Source organism: Amycolatopsis cynarae, from assembly GCF_026802195.1.
GTDB lineage: Bacteria > Actinomycetota > Actinomycetes > Mycobacteriales > Pseudonocardiaceae > Amycolatopsis_E > Amycolatopsis_E rhizosphaerae.
Genome location: NZ_CP113836.1, coordinates 2,341,372 through 2,358,080 on the forward strand (window position 1 = coordinate 2,341,372; position 16,709 = coordinate 2,358,080).

The following is a 16,709-nucleotide window of genomic DNA, read 5'->3' on the forward strand; positions in this document are numbered from 1 at the left end:
ATGGGAAAACGGTGAGTGAATCACTCGCTGCTTCCGCTCGTGGTCAGTGGCCCTGTTGCAGCGAGGAGAGCGTTTGCCGCAGCGAGCCCAGCAGGTTGGGCAGGATCTCGGGCAGGTGCCGGCCGGTGATGCGCGCCGTCTGCTCCCAGCCGTCCAACAGCCGGGGCAGCAGGTCGGGCACCTGCGTGGCGAGCTGGGTGAGTCCGGCCGGAAGCGCGGTCACCGCGGCGACCCCGGCGCGGGGAATGTCCATAACGGACCGGACGGTGCCGGTGACGGCGAGTTTTCCGTCACAGCCGAGGATCGTGCAGCCCTTCGGGGCGGTCGGACCCAGGTCGGCCAGTGCGAGGTTGTCGGCCGGGTTGATGATCAGCGTCGGGTCGACGGCTCCCGGCTTCGGCGGCACGTACGGCTTGGCCTGCGGCTGCCGCGGCGACCGCACGGCCTCCATCAGCAGCTTGAAGAACTCGTACTCGACGCGTCCGGGCTGCCCCGGCAGTACCGCGGTCAGCGGATCGCTCACGTCCGTGCGGCTCGGCGGCCACAGCAGCGAACCGCTGGAGCGGGTCACCACCATGCCGACGCTGGGCAGCACGAAGATGTGCTGGCCGAAGAACCCGTACGAGAGGTACATGTCCTCGGGCGCGCTGGGGATCATCGGTGCCGGGTTGTCCGCCGCCGCGAAGGCCGACGGGGTGATCCAGTGCTGGCCGGCGTTGAGCCAGGTCAAGAACCCGTAGCCGGGGTTGGTCGGGGTGGGTGTGCGCAGCTGGCGCAGGTAGTCGGCGGAGATCAGGCGCCGCCCGTGGAAGGTGCCCTGGTTGAGCAGCAGCTGGCCGACCCGCCCGAACTGCCCGCCGGGCAGGAAGAGGTTGGACCACCCGTCGGTGTGCCCGCTGCGGTCGCGCAGCCAGAACCACGACGAGCGCGGGATGCCGATCGGGGTGAACAGCTCGCGCTGCGCGAAGTCCTGCAGGTCATCGCCCACGGCCCGTTGCACCACGTAGGCCACCACCGAGGGGCCGATCTGGTCGTAGCGGAAGAAGGTACCGGGCTGGTGGTCGAAGGGCAGTGCCATGAACTCGCGGATGCGGTCGGGCATCGCGAGGTTGAGCTCGCGGCCCCAGTTCATGTGGATCCCGCTGGTCTGGGTCAGCAGCTGGCGGACGGTGACCGCGCGGTGGGCGGCGTCGCCGAGCCCGGGCGGCAGGTAGCGGTCGATCGGGTCGTCCACCGAGAGCCTGCCGAGGGTGACCGCGCGGCCCACGAGCAGCGCGGTGATCGTCTTGGTCTGGCTCCAGTTGTTGCTGGGGACCGCGCCGAACAGCGGGTCGAAGATCCCGCTGCCGACCAGGCAGTTGTTCCGGAACACCTGGACCGTTTCCGAGCCGTTGACCGACATGAGGTTCAGTGCGTGCCAGAGTTTTTCGGGATCGAGCCCGGCCTGTTCGGGGGTCGCGGTCTCGTAGTTCGCCGTCGCGTCGCCGCAGACCTTGCCCGTGGCGGCCGTCGGGCCGGCAGCGGCCGTGGCGCTCGTGATCGCGGGCCCCGTCAGGGCGAGCAGGGCCGGCAAGGTGCAGACCACGAGGCGGCGCAGTGCGGACAGCTTCATCGGTGCCTCCTCCTACCTGTGTTGACGGCGGCGGAGCCTATGAGCGTTCGTTCAGCAGCGCCAACTCCGGCCCGCGCGGTCCGAACGCGACGGTGACCAGTGGTAATGGCGTTTCACTTCGGCCGTCCCGGTCCACGGGTTTCGTCGCACTATCGGGGAGCGCTCTCCCGGGTGGCCGTCTGCGGCGGGTGATCGGACGGTCGTGCCGGGTGATTGCGGTGCACGATGGGGCGGCCGGGACACCCTGTTGGCGGCGTGTCGACCGTTCTCATCCGGTCGGAGGACCCTTGTCCACAAGCGACAGTCTGAAGAAAGCGCCTCCCGGTTACCCGGAACTCGATGGGGTAGCGAACGTTCGGCCGTGCTCATCGCCGCCGCCGGTCCGGTCGATGAATCGATAGCCGCCCTCCGCGGCGAAACCGGTGAATCGAAAGGAGAACGCATGCACATGTCCAGACGAATCTGGCTGAGCCTCGGCGTGCTGCTGATGGTCCTGACCGGACTGGGAAGCGGCGTCGCACAGGCGACGCCGGCCCGGTTCGTGCCCCCCGGCCTCGGCATCCACACGCCCATGCACCCGCAGCCGCCTCACTGGATCGGCTCGTGGCCGCCGCCCCCGGGGCACTTGCCCCCGGGGCACATCAGGCACTGTCCCCCCGACGGCAACCCGGCCAACACCCCGCCCCCTCCGGCCCCGTTCGAGCGCTACTTCCTCGGCAACTGGCGCCTCGGTCCCGCCCACCTGCCGACCAGGGGCCTCGTCGGCCCGCTGCTGCGCGGCTACCACCGCACGGATGCCCTGTCCCCACGCCAGTTCATCGCCTGCTACTGGGACTACACGGTCAGCGGCTGGCGATACCCGCCGAACGACGGCTTCGCCGACGGACGGACCCGCGTCACCCTCCAGGCCGGTCAGTACATCGACCGGTTCGGCGCCAACAGCGGGCGGTTCCTGTCGCCCTTCGGCGTGCTCTACAAGAAGCGGGCGCTGCCGCCCAGCAACCTCGACACGATCGACCCCAGGTACCCGAACAACTACCACGTCTTCAGGGTGCTCAAGCCGTTCGACGTTGACGCGGGCGCCGCGGCAGCCTGGTTCGGGCAGCCCGGGGGTGGCCTGCAGTACGTCGTCAACCCGAGCTACGTGCCCAATCCGCTCAACCAGCGTGTGGACACGCAGTTCCTGATCGACAATGGTTACCTTCAACCGGTGAACTGATGACGCAGGGCGGGAGAGGGCCGATGGACCGGTACGAACTCGACGCCGCACTCCGCGAAGCAGGGGTGCCCGCGGCGGAGTACCTGATCCCCGGGGTCAGCAGCCCCGGCGCGCCCCGGCTGGACTCCTACTACGTGCTGCGCGAGACCGATGACGGCTGGCTCGTGAGCGTGTGGGAGCGGGGCGTCGAGGAGCCGGTGCGGCGGTTCGGCAGCGAGGAGGACGCCTGCCGCCACCTCTACGAGCACCTCACCCGCCGTGCGCCGGAACCGCCGCCCGGTTCGGCGGAGACCCTCGCCGAACTGGCGGAGCACCGGGAAGAGATCCAGCGGCGGGCCTGGGAGCAGTACCACCGGGCCCGCCGCGACCACGACTGACCCCGGACGGCCCCGTCGGCGGGCTCGGCGAGGGCATTCCGACCAACCGGCGTGCCGCCGCGTTGGGCAGTTCGTCGAAGTGTTTTGCCCCCTTGCGCGGGCCCGTGTCACAAAGACATCGCTGAGCTCGACGAGGAGAAGCGATGTACGGATTGATGCAAGACCGGCCGCTGTCGCTGCCGCACGTGTTCCACCGGGCGGAACGGCTGTTCGGTCACAAGTCCATGGTGACCGCGAGCCCCGCCGGGGAAACCCGCGTCACCTACCGGGAATGGGCGGGGCGCGTCCGCCGCCTGGCCACCGTGCTGGACTCGCTCGGCGTGAGCGCCGAAGCGCGGGTCGGCAGCTTCGCCTGGAACACCCAGCGCCATCTCGAACTCTACTTCGCCGTCCCCTGCACGGGGCGCATCCTGCACACGGTGAACATCCGCCTGTTCGCCGACCAGATCCGCTACATCGTGGAGCACGCCGCCGACGAGGTCATGTTCGTCGACCGTTCGCTGCTGCCGATCCTGTGGCCGCTGGCGGACCAACTGACCGGGGTGCGGCACTGGGTCGTGATGGACGACGGCGCCGACGCGGAGATCCCCGACGACGAGCGCGTGCACGACTACGAGGAGCTGCTGGCCGCGGCCGAGCCGTTCGCCGGCCGGTTCGAGGTCGCCGACGAGAACACCGCCGCCGCGCTGTGCTACACCTCCGGTACCACGGGCAACCCCAAGGGCGTGCTCTACTCGCACCGCTCGACGGTCCTGCACTCCCTGATCAGCCTCACCGCCGACACGGCGGGCCTGAGCGAGCGGGACAACCTGCTCGCGGTGGTGCCGATGTTCCACGTCAACGCCTGGGGCCTGCCCACGGCGGCCGTGATGAGCGGGGCCGACCTGGTGTTCCCCGGACCGTCCCTGCAGCCGGCCGCGCTGCTCGGCCTGATCCAGCGGCACCGGGTGACCATCACCGCCGGGGTGCCGACGATCTGGATGGGTGCCGTCCCGCTGCTCCGCGACTTCGACCTGTCCAGTCTCCGCATGGTCATCGGCGGTGGCTCGGCCGTGCCGCGGGCGTTGTCCGAGGCGTGGCGTGAGCGCATCGGCCTGCCCATCACCCAGGCCTGGGGGATGACCGAGACCAGCCCGATCGCCAGCTTCGGCACCCTCCGCTCCCAGCACGACGGGCTCGACACCGCCACGCTCGCCGACGTCCGGGCGAGCCAGGGCCAGGTGGTGCCGCTGGTCGACCTGCGCATCGTCGACCCCGAGACCGGGCAGGAGCAGCCGTGGGACGGCAAGTCCGCCGGTGAGCTGCAGGCCGCGGGGCCGTGGATCGCTGCCTCGTACTACGGCAACGAGAGCGGGGCAGGCTCGTTCACCAAGGACGGCTGGCTGCGCACCGGCGACGTGGCCACCCTCGACGAGTACGGCTACCTGCGGCTGGTCGACCGGACCAAGGACCTGGTCAAGTCCGGTGGCGAGTGGATCTCCTCGGTGGAGCTGGAGAACGAGATCATGGCGCACCCCGGCGTGGCCGAGGCGGCGGTGATCGCCAAACCGGACGAGCGGTGGTCGGAACGGCCGGTGGCCTGCGTGGTGCTCGCCGAGGGGGTACGGCTGGAGGCCGGGGACATCATCGAGCACCTGCGGCCCCGGGTGGCCAAGTGGTGGCTGCCCGACGAGGTGTTCTTCCTGGACGAGGTGCCCAAGACCAGCACCGGGAAGTTCTCGAAGAAGACGCTGCGCGAACGGTTCTACCCCGAGGGGATGCCGCGGTCCCTGGAGGAGCCCGGGGCCTGACGCTGGTAGCGCAGCGCCGACAGGGCGAGCGAGACCTGGGACCACGAGCCGGTGTCCGCCAGGTCCAGCCCGGTCAGCCGGTGGATGCGGGCCAGGCGGTTGAGCACGGTGTTGCGGTGGCAGTAGAGCAGGCGGGCCGCCTGCACCGCGGAACCGGCCGAGCGGAGCCAGGCCTCGGCGGTGCCGAGCAGCTCGTCGCGCTCGGTGGCCGGGAGCGCGAGCAGCGGCCCGAGGGTCACCTCGATCAGCCGCCCGGCCAGCCGGGGTGAGCTGATCAGCAGCGCGTCGGGCAGGTGCTCGTCCAGCGTGACGACGCCGGTCGTGCCGGGCGGGACGGTGTTCATGGCCAGTTCGGCCAGGCGGCGGCCCTCCGGCACGTCCGGCAACCCGGTCACGGCCGGGGACAGCCCGGTGCGGCCGGAGAGCACCCCGTCGAGCGCGGTGCGGAGGGGTTCGGGATCGCCGTCCCCGGCCGCGGCGACGCCCACGGCCGGTCCGCCGCGGCGGCGCCACACCGTGGGCAGGCCCTGCAGGCGCAGGGTGCGGGTCAGGTGGCGGAGCGTGGCCTGGCGCGACTCCTCGGTCACGATCACCACGAACGGCCCGCCGGTAGGCAGTCCCAGCGTCCGGGCCGCCTCACCGGGCGAGCCGGTGAGGCGGCCGTCGAGCGTACCGTCGAGGACCGCGTCGAGCAGCTCCAGCACGCGGCGGTCGGGCTCGCCGAGGAGGTCCTGCTCCACCGACTGGTAGGTGGCCGCCATCTCGGCCGAGAAACCCTCGACCACGCCCCACACCGTGGTGACCGACTCGACGAGGCGCCGCAGTTCGTCGGCGTCGTCACTGCCCGCCTGCGCGGCGAAGTCCTCCCACATCACCTGACCCCCGACCCGCCAGGCGTGCTGCACCCACGGCAGCGGGCACTGCTGCCAGGCACGGCGGGAACCGGTGGAGCGCGCCGTTTCGAGCAGAGCGGACGCCGACGGGGCCCCGCGCAGGGTCTTGAGCATGCTGGCCAGGTTGTCGTGGCAGGACCGCCACAGATCGTCCTTGGGGACCGGTCCGCGCGGGACGTAGATGTCCTCCCACACCCGGTCCACCAGGTTTTCGGCCAGCTTCGGCAGCCGGGACAGGGACGAGCCGGTGAGTGACCGCAGCAGGGTCGCGTCCGGTGCCTGCCGTGCCTGTTCGCTCATCCACCCGCCTCGGCGTCGTCGCCCGCTTTGGCCGTGGAGTCTAGTTCCCGTCCCCGGAACGGCCGCACCCGATGTCCTGCGGTACCCACCGAACGCGGCCGTGAGGGTTCCCCTCACAGCAAATACGGCCAGGGTCCCGGCAAAGTCCGGTCGGCTCGGGTCTGCCGGGTGAGTCCCACGCTGGGGCCGGGGCGGGGTGCCCTGAAGGTCGCCTTCAGGGTCATAAACGCCCTCAAGGCCACCTTGAGGGCACGCCTCTGGTCCCAGGAGTGCCGTTCCCCTGTCGAAGGACTGCCGTGAGGGGACCCCCTCACGGCACAGCCAGGCCTCTTCAGGCGACCTCGTTGAGCTTGCCGGTCGCCACGTCGAAGACGAAGCCGCGGACCGAGTCGGTGTGCGGGATGAACGGGCTGGCCTTGATACGGGCGACGGACTGGCGGACATCGGCATCGGGGTCGGTGAACGCCTCGGCCGCCCACGGCGGTTTGATGCCGGTCTCGTCGTGAATGGCCTGCCGGAATTCCTCGTCGGTGAACGTCAGCATTCCGCAGTCGGTGTGGTGGATGAGAATGATTTCCCGGGTGCCGAGCAGGCGCTGGCTGATGGCGAGCGAGCGGATCTCGTCCTCGGTGATCACTCCGCCGGCATTGCGGATGACGTGCGCCTCCCCTTCCTTGAGGCCGAGCGCGCCGTAGACGTTGAGTCGTGCGTCCATGCAGGCCACCACGGCCACGTGCTTGGCGGGCGGCAGGGGGAGCGGGCCGGTGAAGGTCTCGGCGTAGCGGGCGTTGTTGGCGAGCAGTTCGTCGGTGACGGACACGGTGCCTCCAGGACGGATCGGAATTCGGCGGCCACCGGCGGGGCTATTTCTTTGCCTATCGAAAGAAACTGTTCCCGGTGGTGATCGTGCGGCCGACCCTAATGCTGGTCGACGGCGAATTCGCGCGATATCACACTCTGGGAAACCACCGGTGGGGTGACGGTCGCCGCTATCGGGAACCGATCGAGTCGAACAGGTGCTGGATGTCGCTGTCGAAGTAGGCGCTGTAGGACAGGTCCGCGGTGTCCCCGCCCTCCTGGTAGCCGCCGATCACGCCGATCACGGTGCCGTAACCGGTCGCGGGGTCCACATCGGTCACCCACGGTCCGCCGCTGGTGCCGTTGGTGAACCCCGGGCAGGCCACCTGTTCCTGGTAGCTGGTGAACTCGCTGCTGGTGCTGTGGCAGACCAGCGGGGCGTCCTGGGAGTCCGGGTATCCGCTGACCGTCACCTCGTGGGTGAAACCGCGATCGTGGCCCAGCACGTTCGCGCCCGTCACGCTTTCCACCGATGCCGGGTTTCCGTCCTGATGCACGATGAGGAACGCGAAGTCGAGATCGGGATCGGAATCGGAGGACCAGCCCGCCGGGATCACCGTTTCGGTCACCGTCCACCGGCCCACCGGTTCCGCCCCGTCGTGGTATCCGGGCACGAAGGTCAGATCTTCGCGAACCTCCGCGCCCGAGCCGTCGGTGAGGCAGTGCGCGGCCGTCAGCACCACGTTCCCCGTGGAGCTGTGGACCACGCTGGCGGTGCAGAAGTGGCTGTCACCGGAGAAAAGGGCCCCGACCGCGAGCCCGGTGGCCGGAGCGGGCGCCCGGGTGCCGGTCGTGTCGCTGGTGGTCGTCTCGGGGGTGGTCGCGTGCGCGACGGGAGAACTTTCCGGGACGGTGCTCCCGGTGCTCCCGGTTCTCCCGGTGCTCCCGGTGCCGCCGCCCGCGCTCACCGCGTGTCCGGTGACCGAACCGCAGGCGCTGCACAGGGCCAGCAGTACCGAGATCGTGGCCATGCGGGCCGGGGTGAACATCTTGGTCGCCACGGCACCCACATCATCACACCCCGCGCCGGGGCACCATTCGAAAACGCCGTATCCACAGCCGTTTCACAGTCTTGACACCGCATGAGGCAGGGTGGGGTCCGAAAGCGAGCAGTCGCGGCCGCTGGCGTGTCGTGGCGGGTGAGAGGCAGGCGATGGACACACAGGCCGAGACCGGGGCCGAGACCGGGGCCGACACCGGGGCCGACACCGGGGCGGACACCGAGGTGATCAAGGAGTCACAGCGGGCGCGGCGACGCCGCACCCGCCGTCCCTGGGTGCGCCGGGTGCGTCGCAGTGTGCTGGCGCTGGTGCTGGTGTTCCTGATCCTGGTGGGCTGGTCGATCGGGGGTGCGCTGACCGCGCCCGGCACGGACAGCGTCGCCGCGCGGCTCGCCGAATGGGGGCGTGACCACGGTCTCGGCGGCCTGGTGACCTGGCTGGAAAAGCAGCAGTACGACCACAACCAGCCCGCCGTGGGCGGGACCCCGGCCGGCGGGATCCCCCAGGCGGCCGGGGCGGTACCGGACGCCCCCGCGCCCGGGAACCACCCCGGGCGGGACGGCCTGCCCGCGCCCGCGCCGATGCCCTCGCTCACCGGCACCCCCCTGCTGCCCGGGGAGGGGCAGTGGCAGACCGTGGCGACCGTGCACGGCCACGCCGCGGTCCGCGTGACCACCCTGCGCCCCGACGAAACGCACACCTCCTTCGTGGCCGGGGTGATGTGGATCGATCCGACCTTCGTGCGCGGCCTGCTCCAGCCGGGCACGACCGATCCCGGCGGCACCTGGCAGGCGGCGACCTCCATCACACCCGCCCTGCAGCGCAGCGTGGTGGCGGCGTTCAACGCCGGGTTCCGTCTCAACGGGGACAGCCACGGCGGCTACTACAGCGAGGGCCGCACCGCGCGGCCCCTGGTGGACGGTGCCGCGAGCCTGGTGCTCCGCGCCGACGGGACGGCCACCGTGGGTTCGTGGAACCAGGAGGTCCGGATGGGGCCGGAGGTGGCCAGCGTCCGGCAGAACCTGGTCGAACTGGTGGACAACGGGCAGGTCAACCCGACCTGCGCGACCGGCGGCACCGCGCAGTGGGGCAGCACCATCGGCCAGGCCGCCTACATCCACCGCTCGGCCTTCGGCGTGACCGCCGACGGGGCCGAAGTCTACGTCGGCGGGCCCGCCCTGTCGGTGTGCACGCTGGGCCGGATCCTGCAGGCGGCGGGCGTGGTGCGGGGCATGGAACTGGACATCAATCCGGCTTGGGTCAGCGGGACCTACTTCCACGACCGGCCGACCGGGCCGCCTCAGGGGTTCAAGCTCTTCCCGGCCGAGGAGGTCTCGCCCCAGCACTACTTCTCGCCGTCCAGCCGCGACTGGTTCGGCTGGTACGCCCGGGACTGACCCTTCACGGCGCCCGCGGAGACATTGCCCGCAACCGGCAAATGGCACGCTTTTTGTCGGACGGTGTGAGTAACCTGAGGTGGTGATCATCTCTCGGGCACCGGTGAGCGCACCCTCGTGGTGGCCGGATCTGCTGCGCGGCAACGAGATTCTCGCCGACCGCGACGGCAGGGAGCTTGCGGCCTGGACCGCCTTGGGCGGCCCGGCCGCGGAATTCCCGCTCGCGCTCCGGCTCGCCGCGCTTGCCCGTGCCCTCGCCGCGCATCTGTCCGAAGTGGACGTCGAGCGCCGGCGGCGGCTGTTCGGGATCCTGGAGCGGGTGCTCGTGACCGGCAGCGAGTACGACGCGGCTGCGGTGGCCACGGGATTCTTCGAGGCGCTGCTCAACGCCTGGGACCGGGGTTTCCCGCTGCGGGCGGTGTGGCCGCAGCTGGGCCCCGAATCACGGGCGTACTGCCTTGCCTGGAACGAACTGTCTGGGGTGGACAGTCCGGAGTGGATGTACGAGGACGATCCTAGGCGTTGATGTCCCGGGGGAGGAGCGCCTCGCCAAGCCGTCGCCAGTGGGGCATCGCGGAGTGGCCGGGCTCGATCCCGATCACCTGCACGGCGACGTGGTCGGCACCGGCGTCGATGTGCGCGCGGAGCCTCGCGGCGATCGCGTCGGGCTCACCCCAGAACACGAGATCGTCGACGAGGCGGTCGCTGCCTCCGTCGCCGATCTCCTCGTCCGAGTAGCCCAGGCGCCGGAACTTCGCGATGTTGTACGGGGTGTTCAGGTACGGGTGCAGGTGCTCGCGCGCGATGGTGCGGGCCCTGGCCGGGTCGGTTTCGAACAGCACCGCGTGTTCGACGCCCAGGAACGCGTCCGGACCGAGGATCTCCCGTGCCTGGGCCGTGTGCGCGACGGTGACGTGGTAGGTGTGGGCTCCGGCGGTCCGGTCGCGGGCCAGTTCGAGCATCCTTGGCCCGTATGCCGCGAGGATGCGGCGTATCGGAGCGTGAGGCCGGGGCGCGTCGCGGTCGAACGCGTCCATCTCGTCGAGATACCGGGTCATGGCGGCCAGGGGTTTGACCCCCGGATGCCGCGCACCGCCGTAGCCGAGGCCGAGCACGTGCCGGCCGGGGTAGGCGTCGGCCAGCAGGAGCCCGGCTCCCCAGGCCGCTCGCGGTTCACGCTGCCAGATCTGGGCGATGCCGTTGACGATGTGCATCCGCCGGGTATGGGAGAGCAGGTAGCCGGAGTGGGTGAACGCCTCGCGCACGCCGACTTCGGGAATCCAGAACGCCCGCCAGCCCCGCTCCTCCAGTTCCTGGACGGAGTCCCGCATCAGCGTGGCCGGCTGATGCTCGAAGTCGAAGGTGTAGACCCCGAAGCTGCCAAGGTCCAGACCGTCGATTCCGCCCATCGGAGGTCTCCTCGCCGTCTGCCGATGCGAACGAATCGAAGTATCGGAGAATTCCGATGTGATGTCAACCGGGCCGGGGTCGAGGGGAGTGAGGTGCGGGGCTACAGCGTCCGGCCGAGTGCGGCGACGATCTGCGCGATGCGGTGCTCATCGCGCTGGTAATGCGTCCACTTGCCGACGCGGGTCGATCGCACCAGGCCGGCGCGCTCCAGCTCGGCCATGTACGCCGACACCGTCGACTGGGCGAGTCCCACCTTGGCCTGAATGTGGCTCACGCACACGCCCACCTCCACCGGATCGGCGATCGCGCCTTCCAGGGGGAAGTTGCGCTCCGGGTCGCGCAACCACGACAGGAGCTGCAAGCGGATCGGGTTCGACAGCGCGCGCAACGCGCGGACCAGGTCGGGATCCGGAGACGCCGAGGCTGCCGAGGCTTCCGTCATTCGGACAGGTTACCTCCGTATCGGAGGATTTCGATATGACCCGTCGGCCACGTCTAAAGGCCGCGCGGGGACGGCATCCTGAGTTCGAAGGCCAGCAGGATGTCCGAAACACCCCGGAGCAGCGCACTGAGCCCGACCCACAGCACGAGTGCGGCGGCCGAGTACGCCGGAGAACCGGCCGCCCAGAAGGCGATCCCGAATGCCGCCGCGGCGAGCACCAGACGCAGCCACCACGGACCGTTACCACCCGGGCGCGCCAGTGCCGCCACGAGGTCCGAACCGCCCTTAACCAGCAGGAACCACGCCACGATCCGGATCAGGGCGTGGAAGGTGGGCTGCGGCCAGACCAGCGCGACGAGTCCCAGTGCGAAGAACGCGGCCGCCAGCACCGGATGCCACCACCGCGCCCCGGACGGCAGCGCCGAATAGGCCAGCTCGCACAGCGCCATCGCGATGAACGTCAGCCCGGTCACCACCGACAGCGCCCAGGCCGAGGCCCGGTCGAACTGGAAGACCGCCAGCGAGAACACCAGCCAGGCCCCGCCGAGGACGAGCGGGACCCACCAGGCGGGCCGGACGGCACCCGCCACCGGGTTCCCGGTCGCCGGCGACGTCACCGGGCCGGCTTCATTTCCCGCCCGTGGGCGACGATCGCGTAGATGATCACCACATCCAGTGCGATGACCAGTGCCGACCACGCGGGGTAGGCGTTGACGAAGCCCAGGTTCACCAGCGCGCTGATCGCGGCGAGCACCACGCCGACGACCCGGGCCACCGTGTTGCCGGTGAGCAGCCCGATCCCGACGACCACCGCGAGGATGCCCAGGGCGAGGTGCACCCAGCCCCAGACGACGTAGTCCACGTTCACCACCAGGCCGGAGGCGGTGATGAGGTAGTAGCCCGGGTTCACCACGGCGACCAGCCCTTCCACCGCGTGGAACAGGCCGAGCAGGATGAGCATGATCCCGGCGAAGGCGATCCAGCCCGCCCACCCGGTCACGTGCTCCGGCCGGGCCACCGGGCCCGGGAAGTCGCCGCCCGCCGTGTTCGGGGTGTTGGCCATGAGTCCTCCCTGTTTCGGTAGAGGCTCTAGCTCAGCAGGATCCGGTGTGGGTGGTGTGTGTGTCCTCCTCCGCGGCGGATGAACCGGACGGCGGACGTGGCGGGGACGCTTCACCCGCGGCGGACGAGACGAGGCGGCGGTCCGGTCGTTCCCGGGGTCCAGAGTAGACGGAACGGGTCGGGCAGTTCGGCCTGCCCGATCGGGACGTTGGGCCCTCCAGCCCGCCGGGACCGGCGGGCACGGTGGGGGGTGCGGGTGTCCCGCGGAAGACAGGAGGTGCCATGGGCACGAGCAGGCTGGACGACCATCTGTGGATCGTGGGCGGCGGAATCGCCGGTATGGCGGCGGCCGCGTTCGCGATCCGCGATGCGGGCTTGCCGGGAGACCACGTGCACATACTCGAAGAGCTCGGGCTTCAGGGCGGCTCGCTCGACGGGGCCGCGTCGCCGGTCCAGCCCGGCGCCTACGTGACGAGGGGCGGCCGGATGCTCGAAGAGGAGGCCTACCGGTGCGTGTGGGACCTGTTCTCCACCATCCCGTCCCGCGACGATCCGTCGATCTCGGTGAAGGACGAGATCCGGCGGTTCAACGAGCGGGTGAGGACCCACGCGAACGCCCGGCTCATCGACCGGGGTCACCGCATCCTCGATGCCGCCGACTACGGCTTCTCCCTCACCGACCGGCTCGACTTCCTCCGGCTGATCGCCACCCCGGAGTCGATGCTGGGCAGCAAGCGCATCGAGGAGCTGTTCCACCCGCACTTCTTCGACACGCACTTCTGGCAGATGTGGCGGACCACGTTCGCCTTCCAGCGCTGGCACTCCGCGGCCGAGCTGCGCCGCTACTTCCTGCGCTTCATCCAGGAGTTCGGCCGCATCCACACCCTGGAAGGGGTGCGCCGCACCGTCTACAACCAGTACGACTCGATGGTCGTGCCGCTGCAGCGCTGGCTGCTGGCGCAGGGGGCCGAGGTCCGGTTCGCCACCAGGGTGCTCGACGTGGACTTCGCCGGAACCCCGGAAACCGGGCGCCGCGCCACCCGGCTGCACGTCCTCGACCGGGAGGGCGAGCACCGGATCGAGCTGGGGCCGGCCGACCACGCCGTGATCACGCTCGGGTCCATCACCGCGGATTCCACCTACGGAGGCAACGACACGGTGCCCGAGCTCATCCGCGACCGCCGGGACCACGGCTGGTCCCTGTGGGAGAACATCGCGCGGAAGACCCCCGATTTCGGGCGGCCGATGACCTTCTTCGGGGCCGTGGACGAGCACAAGTGGGAGTCGTTCACGCTCACCATGCACGACCGCGTCCTGCTCGACCGCATCGTCGCCTACACCGGCAACGAGCCCGGTACCGGCGCGTTGATGACCTGGGTGCGGTCCGGCTGGCATCTGTCCATAGTGGTTCCCCATCAGCCGCACTTTCCCGGTATGCCGGAGCACACCTACACGTTGTGGGGCTACGGCTTCCAGGTCGACGAGGAGGGCGACTACGTCCGCAAACCCATGGCGCGGGCGACGGGCAAGGAGATCCTCACCGAGCTCGTGCACCAGCTGGGCTTCGAAGACATCCTCGACGAGGTGCTGGCCACCACCGACGTGACCAGCGTGATGATGCCCTACGCCTCGGCGCTGTTCGCCTGCCGGGCGCCGGGCGACCGGCCGAAGGTCGTGCCGGACGGCGCCCGGAACTTCGCCTTCGTCGGCCAGTTCGTGGAAATCCCCGAAGACGTGGTGTTCACCGTCGAGTACTCGGTGCACGCGGCGATGATCGCCGCCTACACCCTCTTCGGCGTCGGCCGGCCGATTCCCCGGATCTACCGTGGCCTGCTCGACCCGCAGGTGGCGGCCAAGGCCACCCGCACCCTGATCGGCGGGTAGCCCGGGCCCGGCGCTCCGCCTCACCCGGGCCGGGTGACGCGGAGCGCCGGGGCCGGTTGTCCGATAGAAGGGCGACGCCGGCGAGGTGCTCGCCCGTTAAGGAGGAAACATGGTGCTGGCACAGACAACCGGCAGTCAATACCCGTTCCTCGAACTGGTGTGGACGATGCTGGTGTTCTTCGGCTGGGTGATCTGGTTCTGGCTGCTCATCATGGTGTTCCGCGATCTGTTCCGCCGTCACGACATCTCCGGCTGGGGCAAGGCGGGTTGGACGTTGTTCGTGCTGGTGCTGCCCTTCCTCGGCGTGCTGATCTACCTGATCGCCCAGGGACGGCAGATGGGCGAGCGCAACGTCAAGGAGGCACGGTCCGCGCAGGCGCAGTTCGACGAGTACGTGCGTTCGGTCAGCAAGTCGGGCGAGCGGCCCACCGAGCAGATCGCGCACGCAAAGCAACTGCTGGACAGCGGCGCCATCACCAACGAGGAATACGAGACACTGAAGAGGAAGGTCCTCACGCACTGAGGTGGTCTCAGCGTTTCGGAGCCGAGTCGGGTTGGGCCGAGCGCACCAGCGCGGTCACCCAGTTCGCCCGCGGGTCGGTGTCCACCAGTAGCGCCTTGACCAGCAGTGTCATCGGGATCGCCAGCAGCGCGCCGAGGCCGCCGAGTACCCAGGCCCAGAAGATGAGGGCCAGGAACGTGACGGTGGCCGAAAGTCCCACGCCGGTGCCCACGAACCTTGGCTGGATCAGCGACTGGATCACCAGGTTCAGCACGGAGTACAGCGCGATCACTTCGAGCATGAGCGGCCAGCCGCCGGACAGCAGGCCGAGGAGCGCGGGCGGGATCAGGCCGAGGATGAACCCCACGTTGGGGATGTAGTTGGTGATGAAGGAGAGCACGCCCCACAGCACGGCCACCGGCACCCCGAGCAGGGCCAGCCCGATCGTGTCGAAGACGGCGACGATGAAACCGAAGACCGTGGTGATCACCAGGTAGCGCCGGGTGCCGTGGGCGAAGTCGTGCAATGCCGCCACCACCGGACGGCGATCGGTGGCGATCTCGGCCAGCCGGGCGGGCAGCCCGCTCGCCTCGGCGGAGAGGAAGAGGAGCAGCGCCAGCAGGAACACCAGATTCGCAAGGACACTGGTCACACCGGACAGCAGACTGGAAACGAGACCGCCGAGCTTGGCCGGGTCGAGCGAGCCCACCGTTTTCGCCGCCGCGTCCCGGTCGACCCCGAACCGTTCCAGCGTCGCCATCGCCTCGCGGAACAGCGCCGAGGCCTGACTCGAGTACTGGGGAAACAGTGAGACGAGCCGGGCCGCGGAAACGATGATCGTCAGTATCAGCGCCACGATGATGCCGTAGACGACGAGCAGAAGAAGCAGGGTTGAAAGCCAGCCCGGCCAGTTGTGGCGGCGTGCCCATGACTGGACCGGGCTGACCGCGATCACGATCACCAGGGCGAGCAGCACCGGGCCGACGAACCAGGAAGCCGCCTTCAGCCCGGCGATCACCACCACCACGGCCGCGGCGGCCAGGAGTACGGTCAGGCCGCGGGGCAGCGCGGCGCGGGGAGCTGGTGGGGTCGTCACCGTGGGATCGTCGATCGTATTCCCCGCCCGGTGGCCTCACCCGGGCTGGGGGAGCGCTCTCCGCGCCGCGCTACGGACATCGTGTCTCCTAAGGCATGTATCAAAGCGACGGAGCCGCTTGCGGTGGGGCTGTCAGCTTGCACCGCGGGTTCTCAGGCGGTTCCTGGCGAGGACAGCTCCTCCGTGGTGAATTGGCATTCATGAGGAGGAGATCCCGCAGCCAGGAACCGCCCGAGGTTCCGCTACTCGCACCGCCATGCAAACCACTTCGACACAGATCCTTGTCGTGTCAGACACTTTCTCGTTCCGGCAATTCCTGTCCCAGTGCTGCGTCCTGACGGCGCTTACCCCGGCCGAAGAGCCGGACCAAGCGGCGCTTGCGGCCGGGAGCCTTCTCGGCAGCCTGCCGGAGCAGGGTGGGCTGATCGGTCCAGGCCAGACACAACGCCGAGCCGAGGAGCCCGAAGATCGTACCGAGGAGGAAGCCGCCGAAGTTGGCCGTGACCAGGGCGACCAGGGAGGCGAGCACCGCGACGATGCCGACCGGGACGCGGTACTTCGGCCGGACGCACAGCACCACGGCACCGATGATCAGCAGACCGCCCAGCACCAGGGCGGAGGCACCGCCGACCGTGTTGATCGAGATGACCAGGTCCCGGTACCTGAGCGTGAAATAGGGCGGTAGCAGGAGCATGATCGCCGAGGCCACCAGCAGCACCGCGGCCGGGAAGGGACGCGCGCGCCGCCAGCGCTTGAACGCCCGCCTACCGGACCGCACGGCCGACCAGCCGCGCGCCACGGCCCTTCCGGAGCCTGTGACCATCGCCGCACTCCCGCGCAGCATTGCGTTCTCCGACCTGTCCATG

General features: G+C 69.9%; 17 protein-coding genes. 7 read left to right on the forward strand and 10 right to left on the reverse strand.

Annotated elements, in window-relative coordinates; translation table 11 throughout:
• Window positions 1-43: 43 nt before the first annotated feature.
• Entirely contained in the window at window positions 44-1,612 is a 1,569-nt protein-coding gene (locus tag ORV05_RS11080; RefSeq protein ID WP_268758370.1) for a serine hydrolase domain-containing protein, read from the reverse strand.
• Between the two features lie 448 nt (window positions 1,613-2,060).
• On the opposite strand from ORV05_RS11080, the gene ORV05_RS11085 reads away from it, so the two are divergent.
• The 3 genes from ORV05_RS11085 to ORV05_RS11095 all read left to right on the forward strand — a co-directional run bounded on the left by ORV05_RS11085 (window position 2,061) and on the right by ORV05_RS11095 (window position 4,998).
• Entirely contained in the window at window positions 2,061-2,831 is a 771-nt protein-coding gene (locus tag ORV05_RS11085) for a TNT domain-containing protein (RefSeq protein WP_268758371.1), read from the forward strand.
• Between the two features lie 23 nt (window positions 2,832-2,854).
• Window positions 2,855-3,208 (forward strand): hypothetical protein, encoded by a 354-nt coding sequence (locus tag ORV05_RS11090; protein ID WP_268758372.1) that lies wholly within the window; start codon window positions 2,855-2,857, stop codon window positions 3,206-3,208.
• A gap of 143 nt (window positions 3,209-3,351) precedes the next feature.
• On the forward strand, window positions 3,352-4,998 hold the full coding sequence (locus ORV05_RS11095) for a long-chain fatty acid--CoA ligase (RefSeq protein ID WP_268758373.1): 1,647 nt from the start codon (window positions 3,352-3,354) through the stop codon (window positions 4,996-4,998).
• On the opposite strand, the gene ORV05_RS11100 is transcribed toward ORV05_RS11095, so the two are convergent.
• From ORV05_RS11100 to ORV05_RS11110, 3 genes are all read right to left on the reverse strand, one after another.
• Window positions 4,953-6,191 carry a PucR family transcriptional regulator gene (locus ORV05_RS11100; protein WP_268758374.1) on the reverse strand — a complete coding sequence of 413 codons (1,239 nt, stop codon included), beginning with the start codon at window positions 6,189-6,191 and terminating at the stop codon, window positions 4,953-4,955. The two genes, ORV05_RS11095 and ORV05_RS11100, sit on opposite strands and share 46 nt — an antisense overlap.
• A gap of 331 nt (window positions 6,192-6,522) precedes the next feature.
• Complete coding sequence (locus ORV05_RS11105; RefSeq protein WP_268758375.1) at window positions 6,523-7,011, reverse strand: beta-class carbonic anhydrase; 489 nt, start codon at window positions 7,009-7,011, stop codon at window positions 6,523-6,525.
• A gap of 169 nt (window positions 7,012-7,180) precedes the next feature.
• Window positions 7,181-8,050 carry a trypsin-like serine peptidase gene (locus ORV05_RS11110; protein ID WP_268758376.1) on the reverse strand — a complete coding sequence of 290 codons (870 nt, stop codon included), beginning with the start codon at window positions 8,048-8,050 and terminating at the stop codon, window positions 7,181-7,183.
• 152 nt (window positions 8,051-8,202) lie between these two features.
• Here ORV05_RS11110 and ORV05_RS11115 point away from each other — a divergent pair, with 152 nt between their 5' ends.
• Entirely contained in the window at window positions 8,203-9,447 is a 1,245-nt protein-coding gene (locus ORV05_RS11115; RefSeq protein WP_268758377.1) for a phosphodiester glycosidase family protein, read from the forward strand.
• 82 nt (window positions 9,448-9,529) lie between these two features.
• Window positions 9,530-9,973 carry a DUF7674 family protein gene (locus ORV05_RS11120; protein WP_268758378.1) on the forward strand — a complete coding sequence of 148 codons (444 nt, stop codon included), beginning with the start codon at window positions 9,530-9,532 and terminating at the stop codon, window positions 9,971-9,973.
• Here ORV05_RS11120 and ORV05_RS11125 read toward each other — a convergent pair.
• The 4 genes from ORV05_RS11125 to ORV05_RS11140 all read right to left on the reverse strand — a co-directional run bounded on the left by ORV05_RS11125 (window position 9,963) and on the right by ORV05_RS11140 (window position 12,362).
• On the reverse strand, window positions 9,963-10,856 hold the full coding sequence (locus ORV05_RS11125) for a TIGR03620 family F420-dependent LLM class oxidoreductase (RefSeq protein ID WP_268758379.1): 894 nt from the start codon (window positions 10,854-10,856) through the stop codon (window positions 9,963-9,965). The genes ORV05_RS11120 and ORV05_RS11125 overlap by 11 nt on opposite strands.
• Window positions 10,857-10,957: 101 nt before the next feature.
• A complete protein-coding gene (locus ORV05_RS11130) occupies window positions 10,958-11,299 on the reverse strand; it encodes an ArsR/SmtB family transcription factor (protein ID WP_268758380.1) in 342 nt (113 codons plus the stop codon).
• 53 nt (window positions 11,300-11,352) lie between these two features.
• Window positions 11,353-11,916 carry an HdeD family acid-resistance protein gene (locus ORV05_RS11135; protein ID WP_268758381.1) on the reverse strand — a complete coding sequence of 188 codons (564 nt, stop codon included), beginning with the start codon at window positions 11,914-11,916 and terminating at the stop codon, window positions 11,353-11,355.
• Complete coding sequence (locus ORV05_RS11140) at window positions 11,913-12,362, reverse strand: DUF7144 family membrane protein (protein WP_268758382.1); 450 nt, start codon at window positions 12,360-12,362, stop codon at window positions 11,913-11,915. The genes ORV05_RS11135 and ORV05_RS11140 overlap by 4 nt, the downstream gene beginning before the upstream one ends.
• Before the next feature lie 281 nt (window positions 12,363-12,643).
• On the opposite strand from ORV05_RS11140, the gene ORV05_RS11145 reads away from it, so the two are divergent.
• Both ORV05_RS11145 and ORV05_RS11150 read left to right on the forward strand, forming a co-directional pair.
• Window positions 12,644-14,245: an oleate hydratase gene (locus ORV05_RS11145; protein WP_268758383.1), complete on the forward strand. Its 1,602-nt coding sequence runs from the start codon at window positions 12,644-12,646 to the stop codon at window positions 14,243-14,245.
• 109 nt (window positions 14,246-14,354) lie between these two features.
• Window positions 14,355-14,768 (forward strand): SHOCT domain-containing protein, encoded by a 414-nt coding sequence (locus ORV05_RS11150; protein WP_268758384.1) that lies wholly within the window; start codon window positions 14,355-14,357, stop codon window positions 14,766-14,768.
• A 7-nt stretch (window positions 14,769-14,775) separates the two neighbouring features.
• Here ORV05_RS11150 and ORV05_RS11155 read toward each other — a convergent pair whose 3' ends face one another.
• Together ORV05_RS11155 and ORV05_RS11160 are read right to left on the reverse strand one after the other, a co-directional pair.
• Complete coding sequence (locus ORV05_RS11155; protein ID WP_268758385.1) at window positions 14,776-15,843, reverse strand: AI-2E family transporter; 1,068 nt, start codon at window positions 15,841-15,843, stop codon at window positions 14,776-14,778.
• A gap of 289 nt (window positions 15,844-16,132) precedes the next feature.
• Entirely contained in the window at window positions 16,133-16,666 is a 534-nt protein-coding gene (locus ORV05_RS11160) for a DUF6114 domain-containing protein (protein ID WP_268758386.1), read from the reverse strand.
• Window positions 16,667-16,709 lie beyond the last annotated feature (43 nt).

Bases quoted from the DNA above. Each gene is read 5' to 3' on its own strand.
- ORV05_RS11080 (WP_268758370.1), bottom strand. From the start codon at position 1,612: ATGAAGCTGTCCGCACTGCGCCGCCTCGTGGTCTGCACCTTGCCGGCC.
- ORV05_RS11085 (WP_268758371.1), top strand. From the start codon at position 2,061: ATGTCCAGACGAATCTGGCTGAGCCTCGGCGTGCTGCTGATGGTCCTG.
- ORV05_RS11090 (WP_268758372.1), top strand. From the start codon at position 2,855: ATGGACCGGTACGAACTCGACGCCGCACTCCGCGAAGCAGGGGTGCCC.
- ORV05_RS11095 (WP_268758373.1), top strand. From the start codon at position 3,352: ATGTACGGATTGATGCAAGACCGGCCGCTGTCGCTGCCGCACGTGTTC.
- ORV05_RS11100 (WP_268758374.1), bottom strand. From the start codon at position 6,191: ATGAGCGAACAGGCACGGCAGGCACCGGACGCGACCCTGCTGCGGTCA.
- ORV05_RS11115 (WP_268758377.1), top strand. From the start codon at position 8,203: ATGGACACACAGGCCGAGACCGGGGCCGAGACCGGGGCCGACACCGGG.
- ORV05_RS11125 (WP_268758379.1), bottom strand. From the start codon at position 10,856: ATGGGCGGAATCGACGGTCTGGACCTTGGCAGCTTCGGGGTCTACACC.
- ORV05_RS11130 (WP_268758380.1), bottom strand. From the start codon at position 11,299: ATGACGGAAGCCTCGGCAGCCTCGGCGTCTCCGGATCCCGACCTGGTC.
- ORV05_RS11140 (WP_268758382.1), bottom strand. From the start codon at position 12,362: ATGGCCAACACCCCGAACACGGCGGGCGGCGACTTCCCGGGCCCGGTG.
- ORV05_RS11145 (WP_268758383.1), top strand. From the start codon at position 12,644: ATGGGCACGAGCAGGCTGGACGACCATCTGTGGATCGTGGGCGGCGGA.
- ORV05_RS11150 (WP_268758384.1), top strand. From the start codon at position 14,355: ATGGTGCTGGCACAGACAACCGGCAGTCAATACCCGTTCCTCGAACTG.
- ORV05_RS11160 (WP_268758386.1), bottom strand. From the start codon at position 16,666: ATGGTCACAGGCTCCGGAAGGGCCGTGGCGCGCGGCTGGTCGGCCGTG.